Consider the following 21,898-nt stretch of genomic DNA (forward strand, 5'->3'; position numbering starts at 1 on the left):
GCGCTTATGGCACTAAATTTAAGAAAATTAGGAAAACATATGGAGCGAAAAGCTCTTTCAAAAGAAAAAACAGAGACGATTTTGATAATAATAGTCAAAATCGTCTCTGTTTTCTATAAATAGTAGTTTATTGTCCCACTCTCCTATTTTCATTTTTAGTTAAAAAAAACATACCATTCTCTTGTATGATTAATTCACCAAAACAACCAAACAGAGAGGACAATATGCTCATGATAAATGATATCAAAAAATACCTTAGTCATCCATGCAACACTATCCCCTTGTCCAGATATTTGTAAAAATTGTGGGCCGACGTATAATCATGCACATTGTTCATACATACACTTCTCCTTTTTGTCTAGACGGGCTTTTATTACAATCCCACTGATGCCTATGTGGAGATGTTAAGGTAAAATTACATATCAAAGATCCTGTATTAGTAGTTGAAGCAACATTAAAAAAAATAATAGTAATACGACCACAAGCATTCTTTTTATAAAAAATGAAATTTTCCAAATATTATTACCTACTACAAATTGAAATATTAAAGATTCCACATAAGCTGAAATTAAATACACAACTATGAAAATATAAATAGAATCCAAATTGCTTGTCTTTGCAGAACTTTGGAGTATAGAGCCTCCTATATTTATTACAGATATCAAAAAAATAACCAAAGGAAATAAAAAGAATTCAACCCCTCTTATTATTTTACTTAGAATATCTTCCTCATGACCTCTATTTTTTATTTTTCTTACATATCTTTGATATACATATCTCAAATAAAGTGAAATTGAATATGAGCAAACAACAATTATACTAATACGAATAGCGTAATTAATTGATTCAATTTTCTTAAAATAAGCTAAAACAAACATCACTACTGGAAACATTATTAAAAAGAATTTATTATACCCTTTTAATCTTGTAAGGTTCTCTTTAAATTTCTCATCTTTTATTTTATATTCTTGATGATTTTTTACAACTACTGATTGTTGAATTTGAGTTGCATTAATATTTATAGCCGAATTATTACCTTGCGTTGTTATATTGTTAAAATTTTGATCTTGATCATTTATTGATTTTTCTTTCTTTTCTATAGATTTCTTTTCTTCAAAAATGCCTAAAATTGTTGTAACTAAAGTTATGATTGCGCTAATTGCAGTTAAGATAGGTTCAATCAATTTTAATTCTCCTTTTTGCCTAATCATACCAAGAATAAGAAAAAATATCTATATTTATTTTTTTATAAGCATTCTATTTTCTCAGGACTATCCTTTCAATTTACCTATCCATTACCTTATCCACTGCTCAGCAAGCGAAAATCTCAGGTAGTTGGTGACACACTTTTGCACTCTCATCATCGTATCTATATAACTATGAATATTTAGCACTATTTATGTAAAAACCAGAAATCTTGTTAATATAAGACTTCTGGTTTTTCTATTTAAATTCTGTTCTATTTTTAATGGCAGAACTGTTATTAAAAGTTACATAACATCAATAACTTCTACTCGCTCGGCTAAAACCCATCCATTCATTCCATATGAAGAATATAAAACTTGGTAGGTTAAATGCTCTTTTCTTATTTCTTCTTCCAGCTCTTCCAGTGAATTATACCTCATTGGCCATACACTTTTTATCCCTTGAATCAATAGCTTTTTATTTTCAGTAAAAAATTTATCTAAAGCTCTTTCTTCTAAATCTAAAATAATACTGTAAGGCATTTCATCATAAAATTTGTAACATAAAAAGTTATGGAATATAATTTGTTTTTCTTTATCGTTGTCAGAAATATTAATAACTATATCCTGATTTTCAAAATTTACAAAATAGCTTTTTATTTCATAGTCATGTCCCATATTCATTTTTACCATTCTCCTTTTTGTCTAGGTGGTCTTTTATTCCAATCCCACTGATGTCTATGCGGAAATTCATAATTAGTTGTTGGTAACTTGATTAGCGAATTACACTTTACTAGTCAAAGCTTTATCACTTGATTATCAGTCTCGTGACAAAGTTTTTTTGTGATTATTCGTACTCAATATAGATTTTACTCAAATAATTTTTTTCCAAAAATGAAATAATCGTTTTAACTACTTCTTCTAAATCATCTTTCATTGAATTTTGATTCATTTTATTAATATCAAAACCTTTTAGCTGATTAATAGTAAGAGTAATATCTTCTATCAGCCACGGTGAATCATCATACCATCCTTCATGACTAAAGTATTCTTTCACAATTCCTTTTCTGTCCACATTACAATCTAACAAGTTATCTAAAATAGTCTCAAAATGCCCATTCCAGATGACAAGTTTATTATCGCCAGCAACAAAACAAAGTTCTGCTTCCCCTTCAAAACCTTCATAAAATTTACTATCTATCATTTAATTCATTCCTTCCAGTGACCATTGTCTAAAATTCTTATTTGTTCAGGAGTAGCATCTCCCGCCTTTCTTGCATTTATTGCATCATACCATTTATGCCCGTCTACACACTCATTATCACCTATCTTAAAGAAAGTCTGTGGCTTGTTCCCTCCATTACCAGGTACTGTTCTTTGAACAACCCATGTGTTACCTTGTTCAACAGGTGCCCCTGGAGTTCTTGTATAGTAAAGTGCCTTTTTCGATATTGCACTCAAAAACATTTAAATTTTCTCTTGATTTTTTAGTTGCTTTAATAATTTTTCTAATTCTTCAATGTAAATATTTTTTTTACTATTCAAACTATACAAATTATTCAAATATTTTTCAGATATTCTAATCAATTCCCGTTTATATTTTTCCAAGTCGATTTCTTCGCCCCAATCAACTTTTTTACTTTCAATTCTACTCTCTGATTCAATCACCGAAAAACCATCTAATTTAGGAGATTCTATTTTACTAATAGTCATGTTAGCATTATTTTTCTTTTTTAATTCAATCCATATCTTAGGTGTCTCAATATCACTAACATATATTATATTTTTTTCTTTCAACTTCAAGGTGGCTTCTATCAAATATCTCATCCACCAATAAATAGACACTGATAAACTATCCAATTCTTTATCAAGATAAACACCATATTCATATTGTCCTACTATCAGCTGAAAATAGCCATTTTCTCCATAAAATTCATTTCCTTCAAGTTCATCTTCTAAATCATCAAAAATTTTATATCTTATTTTAAACATTTCAATATCTCCTCTACTTCATGAACTTTCTTATATCTTGCACAGAGTATGTATAACTACCATAAACACTTCCAAATGTTCCATCATTATGAATATAGACATTTAATTTTTCTCCACTTATTGAATATTCAAACAAACCACCTTTTTTCCCTTGGCTTAGTAAATCATTATAAGCTATTTCTGAAAATTTAGTTATGGTATCCGCAGTCCATTTAGAATTGAAGAAAGTTTGATCTTTTAATTTTTCAGCCAGTTGAGCATCAGATAGATATTCTGCTTGATATTTTATTGAATCAACATTATGTCTAGTTTGTATATGCTTAATATTTCTTTTTGACAGTGGAGTTTTAATTTCAACATCAGGTATTTTAGACCCTCCAACTTTCTCCACCTTAACCATTTTCCCGTGAAACCCATCCACTTCTACTTTCGGAACGACACCCTTTGTTCCTTTCATTGCTTTGATTCCTTTATAGGTTCCGTAAGCTGCTAAGCCTATATCCGCAATCCCAGCTAACCCTCGTAAAATACGATCCCCTTGGCTTAACTCTCTGCCTGTAATCAGGTCTTTTCCGGAAAGAGCATCATACCCATTTTTCACGCCACCGGTCAATCCTAGCGCAATCATTATTGGGACTGGCAACATCGCTCCTACTGCTAGAGCTGTTCCGTTTACTATAATTGCTCACAATCACTTTACATTTCCTAATCAAATAAACATTCAAAAAACTAAAAAGTCCTTTAAATGTTCGTATAATAAATAGAACTAGTATTTGCATTCTAGCTGAATATCAAAGATTTTCCTATCCAGCACTAACTAGGATAGGAAAATGCCTTTTTATTTTTGCTTAAAAACTTCTATAAATTCTGATGGAATGCTATCTGCTAGCCAAACCTTTTCATTTCCTAAATAAAACTTTACTCCTTTTTCTCTAGCATTTTCTGTATTAATAGCTAAAATAATCGGAGTTTTATCTTTTCTTTTCCCTACTAAATTAGCTGTTTCTATATCTTCTGATAAATGGACATATTGTCGAGACATTGGAGATAAACCATTTTTTTCAATTTCAGATAAAAAGTTATGTGCAGTTCCATGATACAGAAATTTGGGAGGAATAGCTTCTTCTTTTATAATTTTCATCGGAACAGAGTGTCCATATACTGCTCGAATACTATTCTCTTTGATTTCATGCCTCTTTTTTTCTGATTTCTCAATCATTACTTTTAAATCGTCAAGTTCTATATTTTGCCAATCAGCAGTCTCATGAAATGCTTGTAATAATTGGGCAATTGGTACCCAACCATTTTTATCTAATTCTAACTCATATTCCCACGGAGCATGACGCAATGCATAAGAAACTTCTTTACTCAATTTTGTATAATTTACTTTGTTACTCACTTTCTTCACTCCGATTGTAATCAACCATATCTTTTACAGCAAACTCTACCCAATCCCATAAATCTACAAATTCGCCTCTTTGTTCAAAACCTTCTGTAGTGAAATCATGAATTAATTGAACTCTATTTTCTTTTCCAACTTCAAAACAAGCTATATCATCATTATCATCCCTTCTTGCAAAGGGAATTAACTTTCTATTGGGATACCTTTCTTTCAAATCATGGTATCTTCTAGTTGCTTGACCTGACTCAATTAAATACCACACATCAAAGTCTACCAAGTTTAATTCAATTAATTTATTATAGGCTTCCGGATATATAAATACGTCTTCTTCAATATAAAATTTCTTCATAACTATTAACACATTCTTTCTATTTCATTTTTTCTAAATCAAACGACCCCATTGGATTGTTATTTCTAAAATCAGCTTTCTGTTTTCCACCCCTTAGCTCTATAGTTTCTCCCCAGGTTTTTGGAACCCCTTTTTTTGTTGTAAATCTATCTATTATGGATTGATCAGACAAAGGTGTATCATAGCTTCTAACATTTGCTTGAACGTCTATCCCAACCTCTCTAGCTGCTACCACTCTTGTATTATCAAGAGTCGTTAAACTACCATCAGGCATTCTCACAACATCAATTGGGTCACCTTTCCAACCATTAGCTTTCATACTAGCAATAATTTCATCTGAACCATTTACAGAAGTTTGACTGAACCTAATTCCCGAAGGGTTAACATTTTCAATATTCTTTCCAAGTCCACTGGCTTTCTCAACCTTAACCGTTTTCCCGTGAAACCCATCCACTTCTACTTTCGGAACAACACCCTTTGTTCCTTTCATTGCTTTGATCCCTTTATAGGTTCCGTAGGCTGCTAAGCCTATATCCGCAATCCCAGCTAACCCTCGTAAAATCCGATCGCCTTGGCTTATCTCTCTGCCTGTAATCAAGTCTTTTCCTGAAAGAGCATCATACCCATTTTTCAAGCCACCAGCTAATCCTAGCGCAATCATTATGGGGACTGGCAACATCGCTCCTACTGCTAGAGCTGTTCCGTTTACTATGATTATTAACAATAACTTTACATTTCCTAATCAAATAGACATTCAAAAAACTAAAAAGCCTTTTGAATGTTCGTACAATAAGATAGAACAAGTATTTTCATTCTAACTGAATATCAAAGACTTTCCTGTCCAGCACTAACTAGGATAGGAAAATTCCTCTTCTATTTAACTAGAAATCCCTTATTCAGTTTTCGATAAATTAATGATTACATCCTCAAAAAATTTATTTTCAGTAAATTCTGTTTCTAATTGTTCTTGAATACTTTCAATAGTATTTTCTGGCGAGTTGTTGTTTGTTAACTGGTCTATTTTTATCTTCGAAATATTTTTCCAATACAGGTAAAACTTCTTGCCACGATTGAAGTTGTTCCCATGCATCATACAGTGCATAAATATCTTGGTGACTAATTTCTTTGATTGGTTGCTTATTTTCTGTTTAAATCATTTGTTTCACTCCTTCAATTTTTATTACATGAAAAAACGGTATCAGTGATTGTTGCCTCACTAATACCTTTCACAATAGTTTATACAATGTAGCTGATTGTACTTCAAATAAACATTCGAAAAGACTAGAAAAACCCTTTGATTTTCTGCACACTAAACACAGCTAGCTTTTGTTAGCTATTGGCAACTTGATTAATGAGGTCATGCTTACTATTCTTACTATTCAAGGCTTTACTATCCGACGCCAATCAGATAGTGAGGTGCCTTTTTTTATTTAATTAAAAGTTTTAAAAAGATTTCAATTTTGTGATTAAATCGCTTAATTCTAGAACATTACTATTCTTTGAAGAATTTAATTTAACTAAATCTGTTAGATATTTTTCTGATTTTTCTAAAATTTCTATTCTAAAATCTGAAAATACAGCCTTTTTATCTTTCCAAAATTTGTAATCTGCATCAGAAAGCTTTTCTTTACGTACCAATCCACCTTGTCCCACTTTATCGCCTGAAACTTTACTAATTGATACAATTTCTTTATCTCTGCATAGTTCAATCCATGTATTAAAAGATTCAATATCATTAATCAAAACATAGTTTTCTTTTTTTAAGATTTCTAGAGATTTTAGAAAACTAGTAAACCAATCATATATGGATACAGAAAAGTCATCTATTTCTTCTTCAAGAATAATTCCGTAGCTTTCATCATCAATAACAAAGCTAAAATATCCATATTCTCCAATGAAATTATCTGATTCATCATTCTCAAATATCTTAAACTTTATTTCAAACATTTTTCCACCCTATTTCATAAAATTTTTGAATTGCTCTAAAGTATATTGATACTTTCCGTACGCTGTTCCAAATCCTCCATCAGGGTTTATATAAATACTAATTTCTTCCCCATTTATCTTATAAAGAAAAGTATCCCCTTTCTTTCCTTTAGATAATAAATCATTATAAGCAATCTCAGTATATTTGTTTATATCCTCCACAGTCCAATTAGGGTTAAAAAAACTGTTTCCTTCTAATTTTTCAGCCAATTGGCTTTCGGTTAAATACTGTGACTGATTCTTAAGAGAATCCATATTATGTTTATTTATATGAGACTGATTTTTTTTACTCAATGGATTTTTAATTTCAACTTTAGGTGCTTTAGCCCCACTGGTTTTCTCAACCTTAACCGATTTCCCGTGAAACCCATCCACTTCTACTTTCGGAACGACACCCTTTGTTCCTTTCATTGCTTTGATTCCTTTATAGGTTCCGTAAGCTGCTAAGCCTATATCCGCAATCCCAGCTAACCCTCGTAAAATACGATCGCCTTGGCTTAATTCTTTACCAGTAATCAGGTCTTTTCCGGAAAGAGTATCATACCCATTTTTCACGCCACCAGCTAATCCTAGCGCAATCATTATGGGGACTGGCAACATCGCTCCTACTGCTAGAGCTGTTCCGTTTACTATAATTGTGACGGCTAAGCCTGTAATCTGCTCTGATTTGGAATAATAATCAAAGGAAGTATCCGCAAAAGCCATCTTTTGATACTCTTCAAAGGAAACATCACCGACTTTCTGGCGCATCTCTTCGTACTCCACCTGTAAATAATCAGTTAAAGGAGAGCTACTGCCTAGAATATCTCCTAGCCCGACTTTCATTTTGTATTTTGAGACTCCTGCAGCATTCATGCCATTGGAATAAGCGCCTCGGGCCATCGTTGTATAGCCCATAATATTCATATTACTAAGCTTTTCCATGAATTCATCCATCGCCATATCAAATGGATGATCCACTCCAGCAGATAAGGTATCTGGAATAGGTTGCATCGCTCGTTGCAGTTGGTGCCATCTCGTTTCTAGTTCATTATACGCGGGATTTTTTGCGGTTTCAATGTCTATCGCTCGATCCGAGTCATAGCTTTCGCAAAGGGTTTCTGCTTGTTGACTGAGTAAATCAGCCTGTTGAAAACATTCAAATACCGTAGCGTTCGCCATTAATTCTACGCCTTGTACCAACGATAACCAATCGCTTGATTGATACTTTACATCCTTCAGGTCACCTCTCCTTTAGTTATTCTTTTCAATTGGTTTAAAACTATTTTTTCTCATCAACACTTCTGGAAATAGACTGATCTACTTCTACGATTGTTTCTGAAGCAAAAACAACATACGAAGAAAGACGCTCATAATGAGAAATCAATTCATCCATTCTTGCGCTAGTGACACCAAACATACCGACTTGTCCTTTAGCCTCTCCTTCTAAATAGTAGGACGCCCCTTGAATGCTGGTCAATGTATCAGAAACTGCTACTAACTCTTGAATAATGGACTGAATTGAGCTTGTAATGCTGGTTAACTCTGTTGGGTTTACAACTATTTTATCTGCCAAACCAATTCATCCTCTCTTGTACTGGTTCTTCTGGTTTTTCATAAAAAATACCTAAATGATCCACCAACCATTTATTCAGCCAATATTGACTTACTCTTTTCACTTGCTTTTCTTCAAGGCGATACAACAGGTCTTCAGATAAAAGAAACCCATATTCCTTTCTTTCAATAGCCGTTTCTTTTCGGGTTAACTGCCCGACAACTAATGCGGCTTCACCCCCTTGTTCTTTTAGTTCCGCCAACGAAAGCTTTGCACGTCTGGTTCGAAATTCTTGTTCCTCTGGTTTGCCTTCTCGTCTAAGAATCGTGTATTCTGTCAACCATTGGCCTAATAAAGCTTCTGGTTCCTGAATCGTTAACTGAAAGCCTTGTTCTTGTTTTTTTAATATGATTGATTGCTCTAAAGGGGCAACATAATAGATGCTATCCAAACAAAGATAGGTGTCTGAATCGCCATATTTTTCAATCAATGAAGCCACTAAAAAGCCTTTCTTTGTTAAATGCTTTTCCGCATCTAACAAGCCTTTTTCCTGTAGTCCATAAATCCCCTTCGGAATAAAAGTACTTTCATTTAAACGATAGAAAGGCAATTGGGGTACACCAAATAATTCTTGATGCCCCACCATATTCGCTAATACCAGTAATTCTTCCTCTGAAAAAGTTGTCATCCGTTTCCTCCTAAACACTTCTTATCTCACTCATCTCGCTGGAATCAAATGTACTACAATCTGTTTGTAAATTTTTTACTGCTTTTTTATAGAGTTTTAGACTTTTAGCTAACTCTCCGTGGTATTGGGAGACAATACTCAAATACATCAAATAGCTATCTTTAGCTTCTCCCGTCCAAGTTTGACCATAATCACTAGAGGATGGCACTAATTTTTTCGCTTGTTCTAATGAGCTTGTTAATTGTCTTTCAGCAGAAGACGCCAGTTGCACAACTTCAGATAACCCACTTGCTTCAATATGTAATGCATCCATTCTTTTTTCCTCCTATCCAAAAGGATTTGATCGTTGCTTGTGCTGTGTGAAAAAATCATCTCCTGATGCACCAGAATTTGAGCGTGAAAAATCAGGATTTGATCGTCTTTCCTGTTCCCTTCTCAAACTCTCCGCTGCCAATCGTGCTTGTTCCGCATGATACGCCTCTTCTCGTTGCTTTTCAGCCAGATATAGCTCATGATATTCTTGATATTTTTGTGCGGCTCTAACTTCAGCAGTAGCTAAATTCTCATTTCGGTCACTGAGCTTTTTTGAAAAAGTAGTTACTTTCTCCATAAGCTTATCTATTTTAGTAATAGTATCTTGATTGGGGGTACCAGAAGCATCGGATAGCTGGCCAAACTGATTTTGAGCTTGACTGATGACCTCAGTCGCTTGTTCTATATAGGACGTGTGCTGTGTTAACGTTGTCGAAAGCCCCTGTTTCAAGGTTTTATAATTGTCTCGTTTTTGTTTATATTCTGCAGTTAGAAACATGTCTACCTCCTTTATTATTTTCAACATAACTATTTTATCATAATAAATAAAGTGAATTAGAGGATTATCAAAAGATTCCCTTTTGGTATAAATATGTGATAATATTCAAAAAATATTATCTAGTCAACTCCATGCGTTCTTTGACGAACTATTGCACACGATGAGGCACAGATAGGTCTGATTGTTTTTTATTTTCCTGTTGGTTTTTACGAAAAAATAGGAATGGTTGTGTAGTGATGAGTAAAGAATGGAATTTGAAGGAGGTACCTTATCAGGATATTTTGGATGTGCGAAGTGAGTTGGTCCAGCTTCGATCTTGGCAAAAGTCGCTAGTTTATTTGGATGAGTTTTTTGATGGGAAGGTTACGAGGAATAAGAAGGATATGCGGATGCGGTATTACTCTTGTCAGCAGTTGTATCAGGTTTTTTCTGGGGATTTTGAGGAGGTTTTGAAGGAGACGGAGGAAATTTTAGCTAGAATGGCTTAGAGAGGAGAATTGTAAACACACACGCATTATTTAGAAATATCTCTATCAAAGGGTTTGTCAAGTAAAGTGTGTAACTGACAAATATAAGAACGAAAAAGAACATTAGACCATTCCTAAATAACCTTCGGCTAAAAGGGTATAAGAAAGAAACCTTACCAAAAAGGAAAATTTGATGTTCTTTTTTTGATGCCACAGTGACTAGGAAATATATAAGCTATAGGTGTTGATGCGCTCTGAAAACTGTTCATTAGCCATTAATTTAATACCATCGGCCAATTAGGAATAAACCCAGCTTTCCATTTCTTTTCCAATTCTGTTACTCTTTGATAAAGAAGCTTTAAAAGGGCGGTTTCATTTGGAAATGCGCCTTTTTTAGTTACTTTTCTAAAGCTGGAATGAATACTTGCAACGGCATTTGTTGTGTACATCATTTTACGCACTGCGCTTCCATAATCATAAACTTGTTCCACATGAGAAAAATTCCGTTTCCAAACCTCTACTGCACCAGAGTAGTGAGACCAACGTTTTTGAAAGGCATCAAAAGCACTCTGACAAGCTTTTAACGAAGGCGCACCATAAAACTGTTTCATGTCTCGATAAAATTCCTTGTAATCTTTATAAGGAACATATCGGAGCGCATTGCGCACTAAATGGACGATACAGCGCTGAACGATCACCTTTGGAAAAATGGCTTTTGCGCCATCTTCAAGACCAGAAACACCATCCATAGACATAAAGAAAACATCCTGTACACCGCGAGATTTCAATTCATCAAAAATCTGCATCCAACGGTTTTTACTCTCGGTTTCATTCAGCCACAACCCTAAAATATCTTTTTTACCTTTTAAATCATACCCAAGAATCGTATAGACAGCGTATTCTTTCACTTCATAATTTTCTCTCAACGTCACATACATACAATCCACAAAGACAAAGGCATAGCACTTCGCTAAAGGGTGATTTTGCCATTCCTCCAGTTCTGGAAGAACAGAATCAGTGATTGTAGAAATCATTTCGTGAGAAATGGAGAATCCATAAATATCATCAATGGTATGAGCAATATCTCTTTGAGACATGCCTCTGGCATACATGGATAAAACCTTTGATTCAATAGCCGAAACATCACGCTCGCGTTTTTTGATAAGTTCTGGTTCAAATGTGGCTTCTCTGTCTCTAGGTACATCAATAGGGACTTCTCCAAAGCTTGTTTTTACTTTCTTAGAGCCGAATCCATTTCTTCGATTGTTTGTTTCTTTCTCTTGTTTTTAGTGACTATCATAGCCTAAATGATGGGTCATTTCACCTTGAAGCATTTGTTCAAACAGGGGACCAAAAATATCTTTTAGAGCCTCTTGTATGTCACCAACATTTTCAGAATTGTAGCTTTCTAGAATGGTTTTCGCTAATTCAACAGTTTTAGGATCTCTTTTCTGTCTTGCCATATTCTCGCATCCATTCATTTATAGTTTATCTGAATTTCCTTTACACAAAAAGAAAAACTGTATAAGCAGCTTATTTAGAATTAGCTACTTACACAGTTTATTTTACACTCTCGTTAAATAAAATAGCATGGGCATGCAAATACTTAGTATAATTTACTTACCATTGAACACTTTGCTCAGAAAAATTTCATCTACATTTTGATCTATTTTTAAATCCTTAAACATTGCTGAATATATATTTACCATTCGTTCATTTGCTTGTAAACTGTCAACTGTTCCACTCTCTAAATAAGCATAGAATTTCTTCACAGCATCCATAACCTCTTTTGAATCGTAAAAAGTTGCTGTAATACCATTCATCGCAGCCGAGTATTCATCACTTTTAACATCATACCTATAACTAATCATTTGAACTAGAGTGCTATACTTTTTACTCCATAAATCATGTTCTCTTCGCGATTCTTCCATCTGCCTCTGAAATTCCTTATTCTGTTTATCCAGCTTCGACGAATATGCTAAAGAGATAAAAACGCCTATCAAACCTAAAGCACCACCAATAATTCCATCAATTGTTATGTTCATAAAAATAATTCCTTTCATATAATCTATTCTAGTTATACGTAGATAGAGGCCACATAATTTCCCCACTATAATCTAACTCTTCTTCTATTTCCTCATCAATATTGTACTGAAGGAGGTTACATTCTTCTATTAGCCTATTTATCATCAAATTTCGTAGTAATAAAATGGGTTTTGTTTGAGTCTCTGGATTTTTTAGCTGATTTGTTATTTCTTCACTGGTAAAAGAAATACTATTCATAAATAAAGTCTTCGCTTTCAAATTCTTTGAAAGCAAATACTTTCCTTTATTGTATTTATACCAAAAGTATAAAAAGTTCTTTATTTTCTGGTGTACCATTTTTATTTTTTCACTGTCAAAGTAATCGGCATTATTTATTTTCTCACCTATATTCTTGATAAAACTATCTGCTACTTTTTTAGGTATTAACAGGCTAGGCTCTCTAGCACAAATATAATAATTTTGAATAAAATCTAAAGGATATTCTTCATCCGCTAATTCAAGAACCTTTTCTCCTAATTTGACATACTCATCGTACATATCCTGTAATTCAAAACTATCTTCTAAGAGATAATCTAGCGTAATCTCAAAGACTGATCTTAATTTCTTACAGTTTTCTAAGGTAGGCATAGCAGCATCATTTTCCCATTTTGCTATTGTCTTTATTGAAACCCCAACTTTTTCAGCCAATTGTTCTTGTGTCATTTGCTTCTTTTTTCTTTCTTCTTTTATTTTTAAATATACTCCCATTTATCAAACCCTCCAGTCTCAAATAATTCTAAATAACCAGAAATGTCATCTACAACCGCTTCCAATTCCTCTAATAAATCTAGGTAGTCTACAGGGTCTCTTTTTTCTCTAATTCCTAAATATCCTGCACTATCATCATATATTCGGTTATATAATCTGTCATCAGTATAATCTAGTTCCTTTATATTAACCATCCAATCTCTACACACCTCGTATGCAGCTTTGCAAGCAAAATAATCAGCTTGATCACGTTTTAAATAATCTTCATAACAACGCATAATCAAATCATATTTTGGTGTCACAATCCAATCTCTACTATAAACAACTTCATATCTCATAGTAAATTCTGTTATATTTTCTACCAAACAATATTCGCTTATTTCTTTCCCAAGTTTGTAGTATTTTTCTTTATTATCAATAACTGGCTCTACATCCTCAGAAACTAAATCTTCCATTGTAATATCATATAGTATACTTAAGAATGCTACCCCTCTTGGATCAATGCTTGAAATTCCTGATTCCCACCGTCGAATAGTATCTACCTGAAAAGTAAGCCCTGTCCCTTGCTCTATAATTTGTACTAATCTTTTTTTAGAAATGCCTCTATTTTTCCTCTCAATCTCTAGTTGCTTATTAAGAAGCATATGTTTTCCCCCTTTTTATTCTGTACATATATCTTACCAAGATAAATAAAGCTTATGAAGTAACTAAATCAGCTAAAAATGCTTTAATTAGTTCTTTTTCCTTTATCTATAGGGCCAGCAGTTTAATCCATATAAAATTAGGAAAGCTTCATAAATAAGCTTTCCTAATTTTATACAGTCATACTTACCAAATCCAATAAATTACTCCCAACCAAATATTTCACAAATTTCTTTATACTCTTGCTTAAAATCACTTTCCTTTAACTTCATTTGTAATTCTTCATCATAAAAATCTACTATTATGCCGTTTTCAATGACAAAATAATCCAAGTATTCTTTCTTCAAGAAACTCGCAATATGTCTAGGAAATCCGATGTTTTGCAACTCTATAATAATTTTGTTAGTTGTTCCATATTCTAGGAAATCATCCCACTTCGGTATTTCAACATTAAGTTCCATCCTACTATTTTTATAGCTAATTAAATCAATATAATTTTTAACATATGTTTTAATTTTAAATCTTAAAGTATTTTCTACATCAGACATTACATTGTTAATCAAATGATTAATATGCCGTCTATTGTATTTATCGAACAAAACTTCTTCCCCATAATTAAGATATATTGATCTATTGTACCTATCATAATAGCTAATTGCACTTTGAATGATTATATTTAATGGTTGAGAATTAATCCAAGCATACATTAATTCTGCATAATAAGTCAGGACTGTTTTATTTTTAGCCAATGGTGTGCGTCCTTTAGATTCTTCTTTCTCCCAATCATAATTATCATATAAACTATTCAAAATGCACAAACAGTCGCTATATTCCGTTGTTAAAGGTACTTCAACTTCTTGATTATCTGATAAAATTCGATTTTGATACTTTAATTTTATCGAAGAACTTTGTACTAAAATTGACTCAGGTACAAAATTATTTTTACCAATATAATCAATTATTTCTTTAGATTCACTATTCTTATCAATAAATTTACTTCTCAAAACTGAATCTGTCTTACTTATGGAATGATAAGCTAACACATTTCCGTAAGACTCCAATATCCTTCTCTCATTTTCAGTCACTTTGCTTCTCGTAAAAGGTTTATCTTTAATCGTATTTCCAACATTTGTATAGAACTTTCCTTTATTAGTCATAAGAATAGAATTGACCTTGTCGATCGTTTTATTTCTAACAATATCTAAATTTTTTTGTGGATCATTCCATCTATTTTTCTTTTCTTCAAGTCTTAAACAAATAATATTCCCACTTAAGTCTTTAGTTAATCTACCTGCACGACCTGCTAGATTCCAAAAATCAATTTTAGAAAATTTAGAAAGACCAATAGCATTACTTAAAATGAAAATATTTTTTGCTGGTAAATTTACTCCTTCTAAAAGTGTTGACGTACAGAATATATAATCAATTACCTTTTTTTGAAAAAGAATTTCAATTACTTCTCTTATTTGTTGTGGGAGTCCTCCAAAATGGTAAGCTATCCCTTTTTTCAAACAATCAATTAAATAGTATTCTTCATGCATAGTTTCTTCAATTAATTTAATTAAATTATTGAGCTCTTTATCCTCTTTGTTTTGCTTTGACTTCGAGTATTCTAATGCATAATTTATCGTATCTTCTTTTGTATTACAATAAATGATATTCTGATTTTGTTTACCTAGTATAGCCAAAGCATTATTTAAATTTGCTGTCAAACTTGACCCAAAGCCTTTATAAAAAAGAGTTTCATCATGTCCATATTCTGGGAAAAAATATGCGCGATTTTCAATACAATCAATAAAAAAGCGATTTTGAGATACAGATGTTTCGGTGATACTCATTGTTTCTTCGGTACTGTTACCCACTAATTGTAAAAAAATATCTGCATTTGGGACATTTGGTGAAGAAAAATACAAATTTATACTTTTTCTTTTTGCAAGCATCAAAGCGTGGTAGAATAACGGTGCTCTTGTATCCGTTTCTGATAAAAGTTTATGAGCCTCATCCACTAGCAAATAATTAATTACTGGATTGCTTACCTCAGAAAGATATGCTATCAACCGTTCGGGAGTAAACACAAAAATAAATTTATTTTCCTCTCTTCTATAAAGTAAAGGAACTGTTGGGTGTGTAAATATTTTATATTTTTCATTCGTAATAACTTTTTTTAATTTAGAAGAAACCTGATTAATTAATGCCCTAGTTGGAACTAAAATGACAATATTGTCTGATCCATTTCTTTTTTCAATTAAATACTTAACAAAAGATTCAAATATAAAGGATTTTCCAAAAGAGGTTGGACCAGAAAAACTAAAGTGGTTACTATCTTTCATTCTTTCAAAAAGTTTATATTGAGTGTCTGTAAAGACTAATTTTGAATCTGGAGCCTGTTGATAAACTTCTTTTACAATTCTATCAATCATTATTTCATCCGAGTTCACTTCTGTACTTCCAACAGCAATTCCTAATGAAGGAAAATTACCTAATTTAGTTAAAACATTTGATGAAAATAATTTGAAAGATGGATCTTCTTTATAAAGATCATATAGTAAACTGATAATTTTATACGAGATATTCCTTGCATCAGGATTATCAGAACGACATAAAATATCAGAAAATCTCAATAAATCAAAATACTCTTTGTCAGTTAAATATTCAAGAGCATCTTGATTTTCAAAGAAGTAGTTTGCATAATTTTTTTCTACTTTTTCCAACATATCAAACAAATATTGATCTTCCAAAGCTTTATCTATAAACTTATCTAACAATGTCATTTTATCAAACTCTCCAATATTTTTTCTCGTGAATTGTCTATATCTGTAAACGGTAACAAATAAATGTGAAAATTATAGCCTAATAAGTTATACTCTTGAATATAATTCTCAATATTGATAATCCTCTTTGAAACAAAATCATTAATATATTTTTCAATTGCATATCTGAATTTATCATTAGGAAGATTCTTTATCTCATCATCTATATCTATTTCAAATCCCACAAAAATTCCAAAAGCATCATCTACAAAATACTCCATGTTAGTAGTTGGATAAATTAACTGTTCAAGAAATTTTTCTTCATCATCTGTCCATGATTCTCTAAAAATATTAGATGATATTAAAGATTTCTCATAATTTATCCCACTTTTCTCATCACCCTTATCATTTTCTTCTTTTACGAAATCAGAAATTGAGTTAAATGCGTCTCTAAGACCTGATGTCAGATCAGTATACAATTTAGACTCACCAAATATTAATTGGTAGTTACCATTCAATAGTTTCAAAAAATGAATCCCATCAGAACCATTAACATACATGCTTGTTGAAGTCTTCAATTCTAACTTTGATAGAATTTTTGGGGCCTTCAGATGTCCTTCTAAAAAGCAGAAAAGAAGAAACTCTCCTAGCTCTCCTTTATTTTTCTTGTACTCTTTAAACTTCTCTCTCGCTTTTCGTGAAAGAGTCATTGGTTTTCCAGAATATTTTTCTTTGGTTTTCCTGGAAATAGAAAAATCAGCAACAGATTCATACAAAGTATCTGTCATTCTAGAATAATCAAATTGATTTGCATTAATCGGACAGGTAAATAGCTCTAGCTTATTGTTATCATTATTAACACTATATGTTCCATTGTGTTTTAAAACTTCGAGAAACGATTTTGAAAATCCACTAATTTCTATTGTCATAATTTTCTCCTATTGTAAATAATATATATTTAAAATTATACACCATTTAATACTTTTATGGAGAAAAACAGAAAAAAAGAACTAGAGTTCCCTTTTTTATTTTACAACATTATGTTATAAAATACAAGAATATTTTTAGTATATCAAAATGATAAACCAAATATGCTTTTGATGACTTCATTATTATTTAACTTTCTAATTTCCTTCGCCCCCTCTGTATCGTGCTCACACTCAACCTTGTCCTTTTGGAAACCTCTTTATAACTCAACCCAGATTTCAACAATTCATAGGCATGCAACTTATCATCTGTTATTTTGGCTTTAGGGCATCCTTCTCGGAAGTTCGGATTATTTCTCTTAGCAAAATGCATTACCCTCCTGTGTGCGCTCTACAATCATGTCACGCTCCATTTCAGCTACTGATAAAATTGTACGCATTATCATCCGACCAATAGTTGTATTTTCAATGGTACCGAGATTAAGAACCTTAATTGTAATATTTCGCTCTAACAGCGGTTCAATCACTTCTAATGCTTCTTTAGTATTTCTTGCAAAACGATCCAACTTCGTTACTACAACTATATCATTATCCTTCAAAACTGACAGCAGCTTAGTAAATTCCGGACGATTCATTTTAGTTCCTGTAAATTTTTCTTTATACATATTTTCTTTGACCACACCAGCTTGTTCTTATTGTTCCAACTGTTCCCTTAATAACTGAGCTGTCGTACTTAGTCTCGCGTATCCATAATCCCCCCTTTTATCTTAATTATTTTTTGATCTAAGTTAATGACCATCTATCAAGATTGACACATCAATAAACAAATAGTTGGTCAAAAACTATTAAGTTCTTGACCAACACTTTAATTTACAACTATAGGTTACATTAATAACATTATACCGTGAGCATTTTTTACTGTCAGCTTAAAGTATAGGTTAAATTTACAAAAAAACTGGTAAAAGGTTGCAATAAACTTTTACCAGTAAATACTCATTAATGATCTACGAGACTTGAAGCCTTATGACATTACATTCTGATGCAATGAAATACTTCCATTATTTTGTATCTCTTACAGAAAAAATCACTTGTCACATAATTATCCTATTCTATGAAATAACTATTCCTTTATAGATAATAAAAATTTTTCGAAGTTAGAGGAAACTTCAAAATATAATGGTTCAAATTCAAGCGATTCCTCATGTTTCCAAACCACAATTGAAGGTTCAGTTTTTTGTATTTAAAATTTAGGCAAAGAAAGTCTCTTCCAAATAAACTAGCTATTGGAACAACTCCACCCCTACAAGGTCTTCATTGTCAGTTACTCTTTCCTAAATATGAGTTAAAACAACATCTATATCATACATGCCCAAATTATTGCTTTCACTATCTTTTAAAATGCAAAGAAATCTTTCTATAACAATACTCATGAAGATTGACAGTAAACATATTAGTGATTGGTACTACACCGTTATATTTAGAAATAAATTTCTTGTACTGAGAAGATAATGTAAGTCGCTAATATCTTTCTTCTTTTTTTAAAAGTTTTTCTGTCGGTAGTGGCCAGATTGTAAATAACTTTTCAATTTCCACTTTAATTTCTCCAATTCATTAATCTATTAAGATAAAAACAGATACAATTTGACATTTATAGCCAGAATTTGCATCTGTTGATTTCAATTTTTGTGCCTGAATCAGTTGTCAAGACCGACAATAATCCACTCATCAATCATATCCCAAAAATTCAAGTTCATTTTTGGTAGTTCTGATTTAGACCACAAAAATGATCCGTTTTCTATTGGCTTATTTTCATCCAATGCTATATAATCTCCCATTCCATTACTAAAAAAATTATATAGATAAGTAGTATCGAATTTTAATTGATCCTTGTACTCCCATTCATAATCTCCCATACTTTCAATGTTATCAGCAGAATCTAATCCCATACTTTTGCAAGTAAAATCATAAAATCCATTGTGAATATTTTGGTAAAAGTTAGTAACTGATTTATCAACAGTGCTCCATTTTTTCTTTAGAGACTCTTCGAGCGCATTTATCGAATCAAAAAGTTTTTTTGAGAGAATGCTTTTTTCCAATAATCTGGTATGTTGGTACTCCTTATTTCATCCTTATTATCAATAAATTCAATTTTAGAATTACAGATAGTATAAGAGTTCAAGTATTTTATTTTTTCAACATTTTTATTTTTCATGTTCTTGTTCATACAATTCCATTTGTTTCATAAGCTCATTAGTTTTATCATCTTTAAACTCAATCCCAATATACTTATATTTGAAGTAATCTTTTCTATCTGTAGGACCAAAATTAGAACTACTCCAATCAATGTAATCGAAATTTGCCTGCATTTTCAGTTCTGAGTCTACCACCATAGTGAAAGAACACCAAAGTTCTTGATTATTTGTTTTAAATACTTCTTGTAATTTTATCAATAAACTGAACACTTCTTCCATTAGCTCATTATAGATATTTCTATCTACTTTAAAATCATCTGGTATGAAATAGCAATATTTTCTAAGTCTCCAGGTAAGGTATAAAAGTAATATACCTCTCCTCCACCAGCTTCTTTAAACTCTCCATGAAAAAAGAATTTATCCCATTTGGTTGGAATTATATCATTAATTAAAGTTGCTATTTCGTTATATAAACTATCTACTTGCAGGTCAATATCAAAAAAATCCTTACTTTTCATGAACTTTAGTCTCACTCCATATTCAAAATATTCTGTCAATAAACATATCCAACTTTTATAAATTTTCACCTGAACAAATGACCCAAACCAATAATACTATTTATTTATCAAACATTTTAATGAACTCAGTAAACGTATTAGCTATCCAATAAGTATTCATTTCATCATCTGAATTTTCAAAATGGTAAGAATCATCCCAGTAATATACACCTTCATTTTCACCATCACATATGATTAAAATCAACCCTTGAATTAAATCATCGCCTATAATTACTGTATTTTCTAATAGATCATCTGATAAACTATCCATCCAATAATCAATATTGGCCTTCTCATTAGCAGTGTCAATACCATAAAGAACATCTATTACTATTTTTTCATTGATATCTTCAACTGATATTTCATTTGAGCTATCTTTCTCAACAATACCTCCATTACAATCCAATAAAAACTTTTTATAATCTTCAGGCAAAGATAATCCATATTTCTTTTCAAGATTAATTACTTTGTTTTCTGTAGCACCGCTAAATGATTCCATTTTAATCAATTTTATTTCCTACTTTCTTTTTTTTAATGCCATTCCACCCTGATGAGTAAATTCTTTATGGAGACCTTTATCTATTTCTTGAAGTGTTTCTAAGTCCTGATGATGGTGCCATGTATTGTTCACAGCATCTCGAGGACCATTAGGCGCTAGCATATCTGCCTTTTTAAAATCATTAGCGTAATTGGTAAATTCTCCAATATTCACTTCTTGTTGCACAAAGCCAGCTTCTTTAAAATCGGGGAAACCACCTGGGTACTTAACGGATTGTCCATTAGTATTGGTATATACCCAAATACCATCATCTAAAATATCAATTTCTCCACCCTTATCCAACCATTTTTTAGGATCTCGAGAATTTTTAGGCTTGTCTTTAAGTAATTCTTTGTTTAAATCATCGACACTTAATTTTCCAGCCCCACTAACTTTCCCAACATCTTTCCCTCGATCCATCGTCTTAACTGTATCTGCTGATTTTTCAAAGTCTTTTAATATTTGCCATTCTTTTGCACTTAATTTGATAGCATCTATGCTATGTTCACCTTTTGCCAATAGCTTCGCTGTTTTGAGAAAGTCCTTCACTTTATCTGGTGGTAAGATAGACAACAGTAGAAAAACACTTGAAGAAGAACGTTGCATAGTTGTGGAATCTTTATCTAAAATAATTTCTACATCATCTAATCCTACCAGAATTTTAAAGATTTCTGGTCCATATTCTTTGAATAATTCCACATTATGAACCCTAAACATCTCTTGTAATTCTTTGGTTTTCTTCGTGTCTTTCTTGCCATTCACATAGACTTCATAAATGGGACGTTCACCGTCTGTATTAATGACAATTTCTTCCCGCATTTTGGGTTGTCTCTGGTTAAACGCTTTTAATGTTTTATACCATGCTTTGTTGGCAAAGTCTATCTTTTTATAGCCTTCTTTGCCTCCTGCAAAATTGCCAGCAGTTCCTAAAAATGCTACTCCTTCGCCTACAGAGGATATCACGGATTGAACCTCCGAAAAATCATTGCCGTGGGCATTTTCAAAGGCTTGGTATTTCTCTAGGATTTCAATCTTTTTAGCGGTTCCTAACATACTTTGGCGGTTGAAAAATTGATTCACAAAGGGC

The 21,898-nt window shown here is 32.1% G+C and carries 25 protein-coding genes and 4 pseudogenes; 2 read left to right on the forward strand and 27 right to left on the reverse strand.

Going from position 1 to position 21,898, the window contains the following annotated elements; translation table 11 throughout:
* A pseudogene (locus BCR26_RS19240) lies at positions 1-299 on the forward strand (hypothetical protein); the annotation flags it as partial.
* Between the two features lie 123 nt (positions 300-422).
* Here BCR26_RS19240 and BCR26_RS12870 read toward each other — a convergent pair.
* From BCR26_RS12870 to BCR26_RS12945, 16 genes are all read right to left on the reverse strand, one after another.
* Positions 423-1,184 (reverse strand): hypothetical protein, encoded by a 762-nt coding sequence (locus BCR26_RS12870; protein ID WP_069699405.1) that lies wholly within the window; start codon positions 1,182-1,184, stop codon positions 423-425.
* Between the two features lie 306 nt (positions 1,185-1,490).
* A complete protein-coding gene (locus tag BCR26_RS12875) occupies positions 1,491-1,868 on the reverse strand; it encodes a hypothetical protein (protein ID WP_069699406.1) in 378 nt (125 codons plus the stop codon).
* A 163-nt stretch (positions 1,869-2,031) separates the two neighbouring features.
* Positions 2,032-2,388, reverse strand: a complete 357-nt coding sequence (locus tag BCR26_RS12880) for a hypothetical protein (protein ID WP_069699407.1) — start codon at positions 2,386-2,388, stop codon at positions 2,032-2,034.
* A 5-nt stretch (positions 2,389-2,393) separates the two neighbouring features.
* Positions 2,394-2,645, reverse strand: coding sequence for a hypothetical protein (locus BCR26_RS12885; RefSeq protein WP_245341969.1), 252 nt, complete (start codon positions 2,643-2,645; stop codon positions 2,394-2,396).
* Between the two features lie 6 nt (positions 2,646-2,651).
* A complete protein-coding gene (locus BCR26_RS12890; RefSeq protein ID WP_069699409.1) occupies positions 2,652-3,176 on the reverse strand; it encodes a hypothetical protein in 525 nt (174 codons plus the stop codon).
* Positions 3,177-3,189: 13 nt separating this feature from the next.
* On the reverse strand, positions 3,190-3,822 hold the full coding sequence (locus tag BCR26_RS12895; RefSeq protein WP_069699410.1) for a pre-toxin TG domain-containing protein: 633 nt from the start codon (positions 3,820-3,822) through the stop codon (positions 3,190-3,192).
* 192 nt (positions 3,823-4,014) lie between these two features.
* Complete coding sequence (locus BCR26_RS12900) at positions 4,015-4,575, reverse strand: RNA 2'-phosphotransferase (protein ID WP_069699411.1); 561 nt, start codon at positions 4,573-4,575, stop codon at positions 4,015-4,017.
* Positions 4,568-4,927: a hypothetical protein gene (locus BCR26_RS12905; protein ID WP_069699412.1), complete on the reverse strand. Its 360-nt coding sequence runs from the start codon at positions 4,925-4,927 to the stop codon at positions 4,568-4,570. Before BCR26_RS12905 ends, BCR26_RS12900 begins: the two co-directional genes overlap by 8 nt.
* 19 nt (positions 4,928-4,946) lie before the next feature.
* Complete coding sequence (locus BCR26_RS18110) at positions 4,947-5,651, reverse strand: pre-toxin TG domain-containing protein (protein ID WP_209591852.1); 705 nt, start codon at positions 5,649-5,651, stop codon at positions 4,947-4,949.
* Between the two features lie 168 nt (positions 5,652-5,819).
* A complete protein-coding gene (locus tag BCR26_RS18815; RefSeq protein WP_069696978.1) occupies positions 5,820-6,020 on the reverse strand; it encodes a hypothetical protein in 201 nt (66 codons plus the stop codon).
* A 350-nt stretch (positions 6,021-6,370) separates the two neighbouring features.
* Positions 6,371-6,874, reverse strand: a complete 504-nt coding sequence (locus BCR26_RS12920) for a hypothetical protein (protein WP_069699413.1) — start codon at positions 6,872-6,874, stop codon at positions 6,371-6,373.
* Positions 6,875-6,883: 9 nt separating this feature from the next.
* Positions 6,884-8,074, reverse strand: a complete 1,191-nt coding sequence (locus tag BCR26_RS12925; protein ID WP_139124951.1) for a pre-toxin TG domain-containing protein — start codon at positions 8,072-8,074, stop codon at positions 6,884-6,886.
* 100 nt (positions 8,075-8,174) lie between these two features.
* Positions 8,175-8,468, reverse strand: a complete 294-nt coding sequence (locus BCR26_RS12930) for a hypothetical protein (protein WP_069699415.1) — start codon at positions 8,466-8,468, stop codon at positions 8,175-8,177.
* Complete coding sequence (locus BCR26_RS12935) at positions 8,458-9,135, reverse strand: DUF5081 family protein (protein WP_069699416.1); 678 nt, start codon at positions 9,133-9,135, stop codon at positions 8,458-8,460. Before BCR26_RS12935 ends, BCR26_RS12930 begins: the two co-directional genes overlap by 11 nt.
* A 10-nt stretch (positions 9,136-9,145) precedes the next feature.
* Positions 9,146-9,448, reverse strand: coding sequence for a hypothetical protein (locus BCR26_RS12940; protein ID WP_069699417.1), 303 nt, complete (start codon positions 9,446-9,448; stop codon positions 9,146-9,148).
* A gap of 12 nt (positions 9,449-9,460) precedes the next feature.
* Positions 9,461-9,946 carry a hypothetical protein gene (locus tag BCR26_RS12945; protein WP_069699418.1) on the reverse strand — a complete coding sequence of 162 codons (486 nt, stop codon included), beginning with the start codon at positions 9,944-9,946 and terminating at the stop codon, positions 9,461-9,463.
* A gap of 236 nt (positions 9,947-10,182) precedes the next feature.
* On the opposite strand from BCR26_RS12945, the gene BCR26_RS12950 reads away from it, so the two are divergent.
* A complete protein-coding gene (locus tag BCR26_RS12950) occupies positions 10,183-10,434 on the forward strand; it encodes a hypothetical protein (RefSeq protein ID WP_069699419.1) in 252 nt (83 codons plus the stop codon).
* 198 nt (positions 10,435-10,632) lie between these two features.
* Here the strand turns inward: BCR26_RS12950 and BCR26_RS12955 are convergent.
* The 11 genes and pseudogenes from BCR26_RS12955 to BCR26_RS18820 all read right to left on the reverse strand — a co-directional run.
* A pseudogene (locus BCR26_RS12955) lies at positions 10,633-11,876 on the reverse strand (IS256 family transposase).
* A gap of 153 nt (positions 11,877-12,029) precedes the next feature.
* The gene (locus BCR26_RS12960) at positions 12,030-12,458 is read right to left on the reverse strand and encodes a hypothetical protein (RefSeq protein WP_069699421.1); all 429 of its coding nucleotides are present in this window, start codon (positions 12,456-12,458) and stop codon (positions 12,030-12,032) included.
* 28 nt (positions 12,459-12,486) lie between these two features.
* Positions 12,487-13,206 carry a helix-turn-helix domain-containing protein gene (locus BCR26_RS12965; RefSeq protein WP_069699422.1) on the reverse strand — a complete coding sequence of 240 codons (720 nt, stop codon included), beginning with the start codon at positions 13,204-13,206 and terminating at the stop codon, positions 12,487-12,489.
* Positions 13,191-13,850 (reverse strand): hypothetical protein, encoded by a 660-nt coding sequence (locus BCR26_RS12970; RefSeq protein ID WP_069699423.1) that lies wholly within the window; start codon positions 13,848-13,850, stop codon positions 13,191-13,193. The genes BCR26_RS12965 and BCR26_RS12970 overlap by 16 nt, the downstream gene beginning before the upstream one ends.
* A gap of 201 nt (positions 13,851-14,051) precedes the next feature.
* On the reverse strand, positions 14,052-16,619 hold the full coding sequence (locus BCR26_RS12975) for a DEAD/DEAH box helicase (protein ID WP_069699424.1): 2,568 nt from the start codon (positions 16,617-16,619) through the stop codon (positions 14,052-14,054).
* Positions 16,616-17,527, reverse strand: coding sequence for a HamA C-terminal domain-containing protein (locus BCR26_RS12980; protein ID WP_209591854.1), 912 nt, complete (start codon positions 17,525-17,527; stop codon positions 16,616-16,618). Before BCR26_RS12980 ends, BCR26_RS12975 begins: the two co-directional genes overlap by 4 nt.
* A 187-nt stretch (positions 17,528-17,714) precedes the next feature.
* A pseudogene (locus tag BCR26_RS12985) lies at positions 17,715-18,228 on the reverse strand (recombinase family protein).
* 990 nt (positions 18,229-19,218) lie between these two features.
* Positions 19,219-19,620: a hypothetical protein gene (locus BCR26_RS12990; protein WP_069699425.1), complete on the reverse strand. Its 402-nt coding sequence runs from the start codon at positions 19,618-19,620 to the stop codon at positions 19,219-19,221.
* Between the two features lie 105 nt (positions 19,621-19,725).
* Positions 19,726-20,234 (reverse strand): annotated as a pseudogene (locus BCR26_RS19245) (immunity protein YezG family protein).
* A gap of 100 nt (positions 20,235-20,334) precedes the next feature.
* Positions 20,335-20,772, reverse strand: coding sequence for an SMI1/KNR4 family protein (locus tag BCR26_RS13000; protein WP_211272304.1), 438 nt, complete (start codon positions 20,770-20,772; stop codon positions 20,335-20,337).
* A gap of 18 nt (positions 20,773-20,790) precedes the next feature.
* Positions 20,791-21,898: HNH endonuclease (locus tag BCR26_RS18820; RefSeq protein WP_211272305.1), on the reverse strand; the 1,108-nt coding region annotated here is incomplete at its 5' end.

It is taken from the genome of Enterococcus rivorum (genome assembly GCF_001742285.1).
Taxonomy (GTDB): Bacteria; Bacillota; Bacilli; order Lactobacillales; family Enterococcaceae; genus Enterococcus_L; species Enterococcus_L rivorum.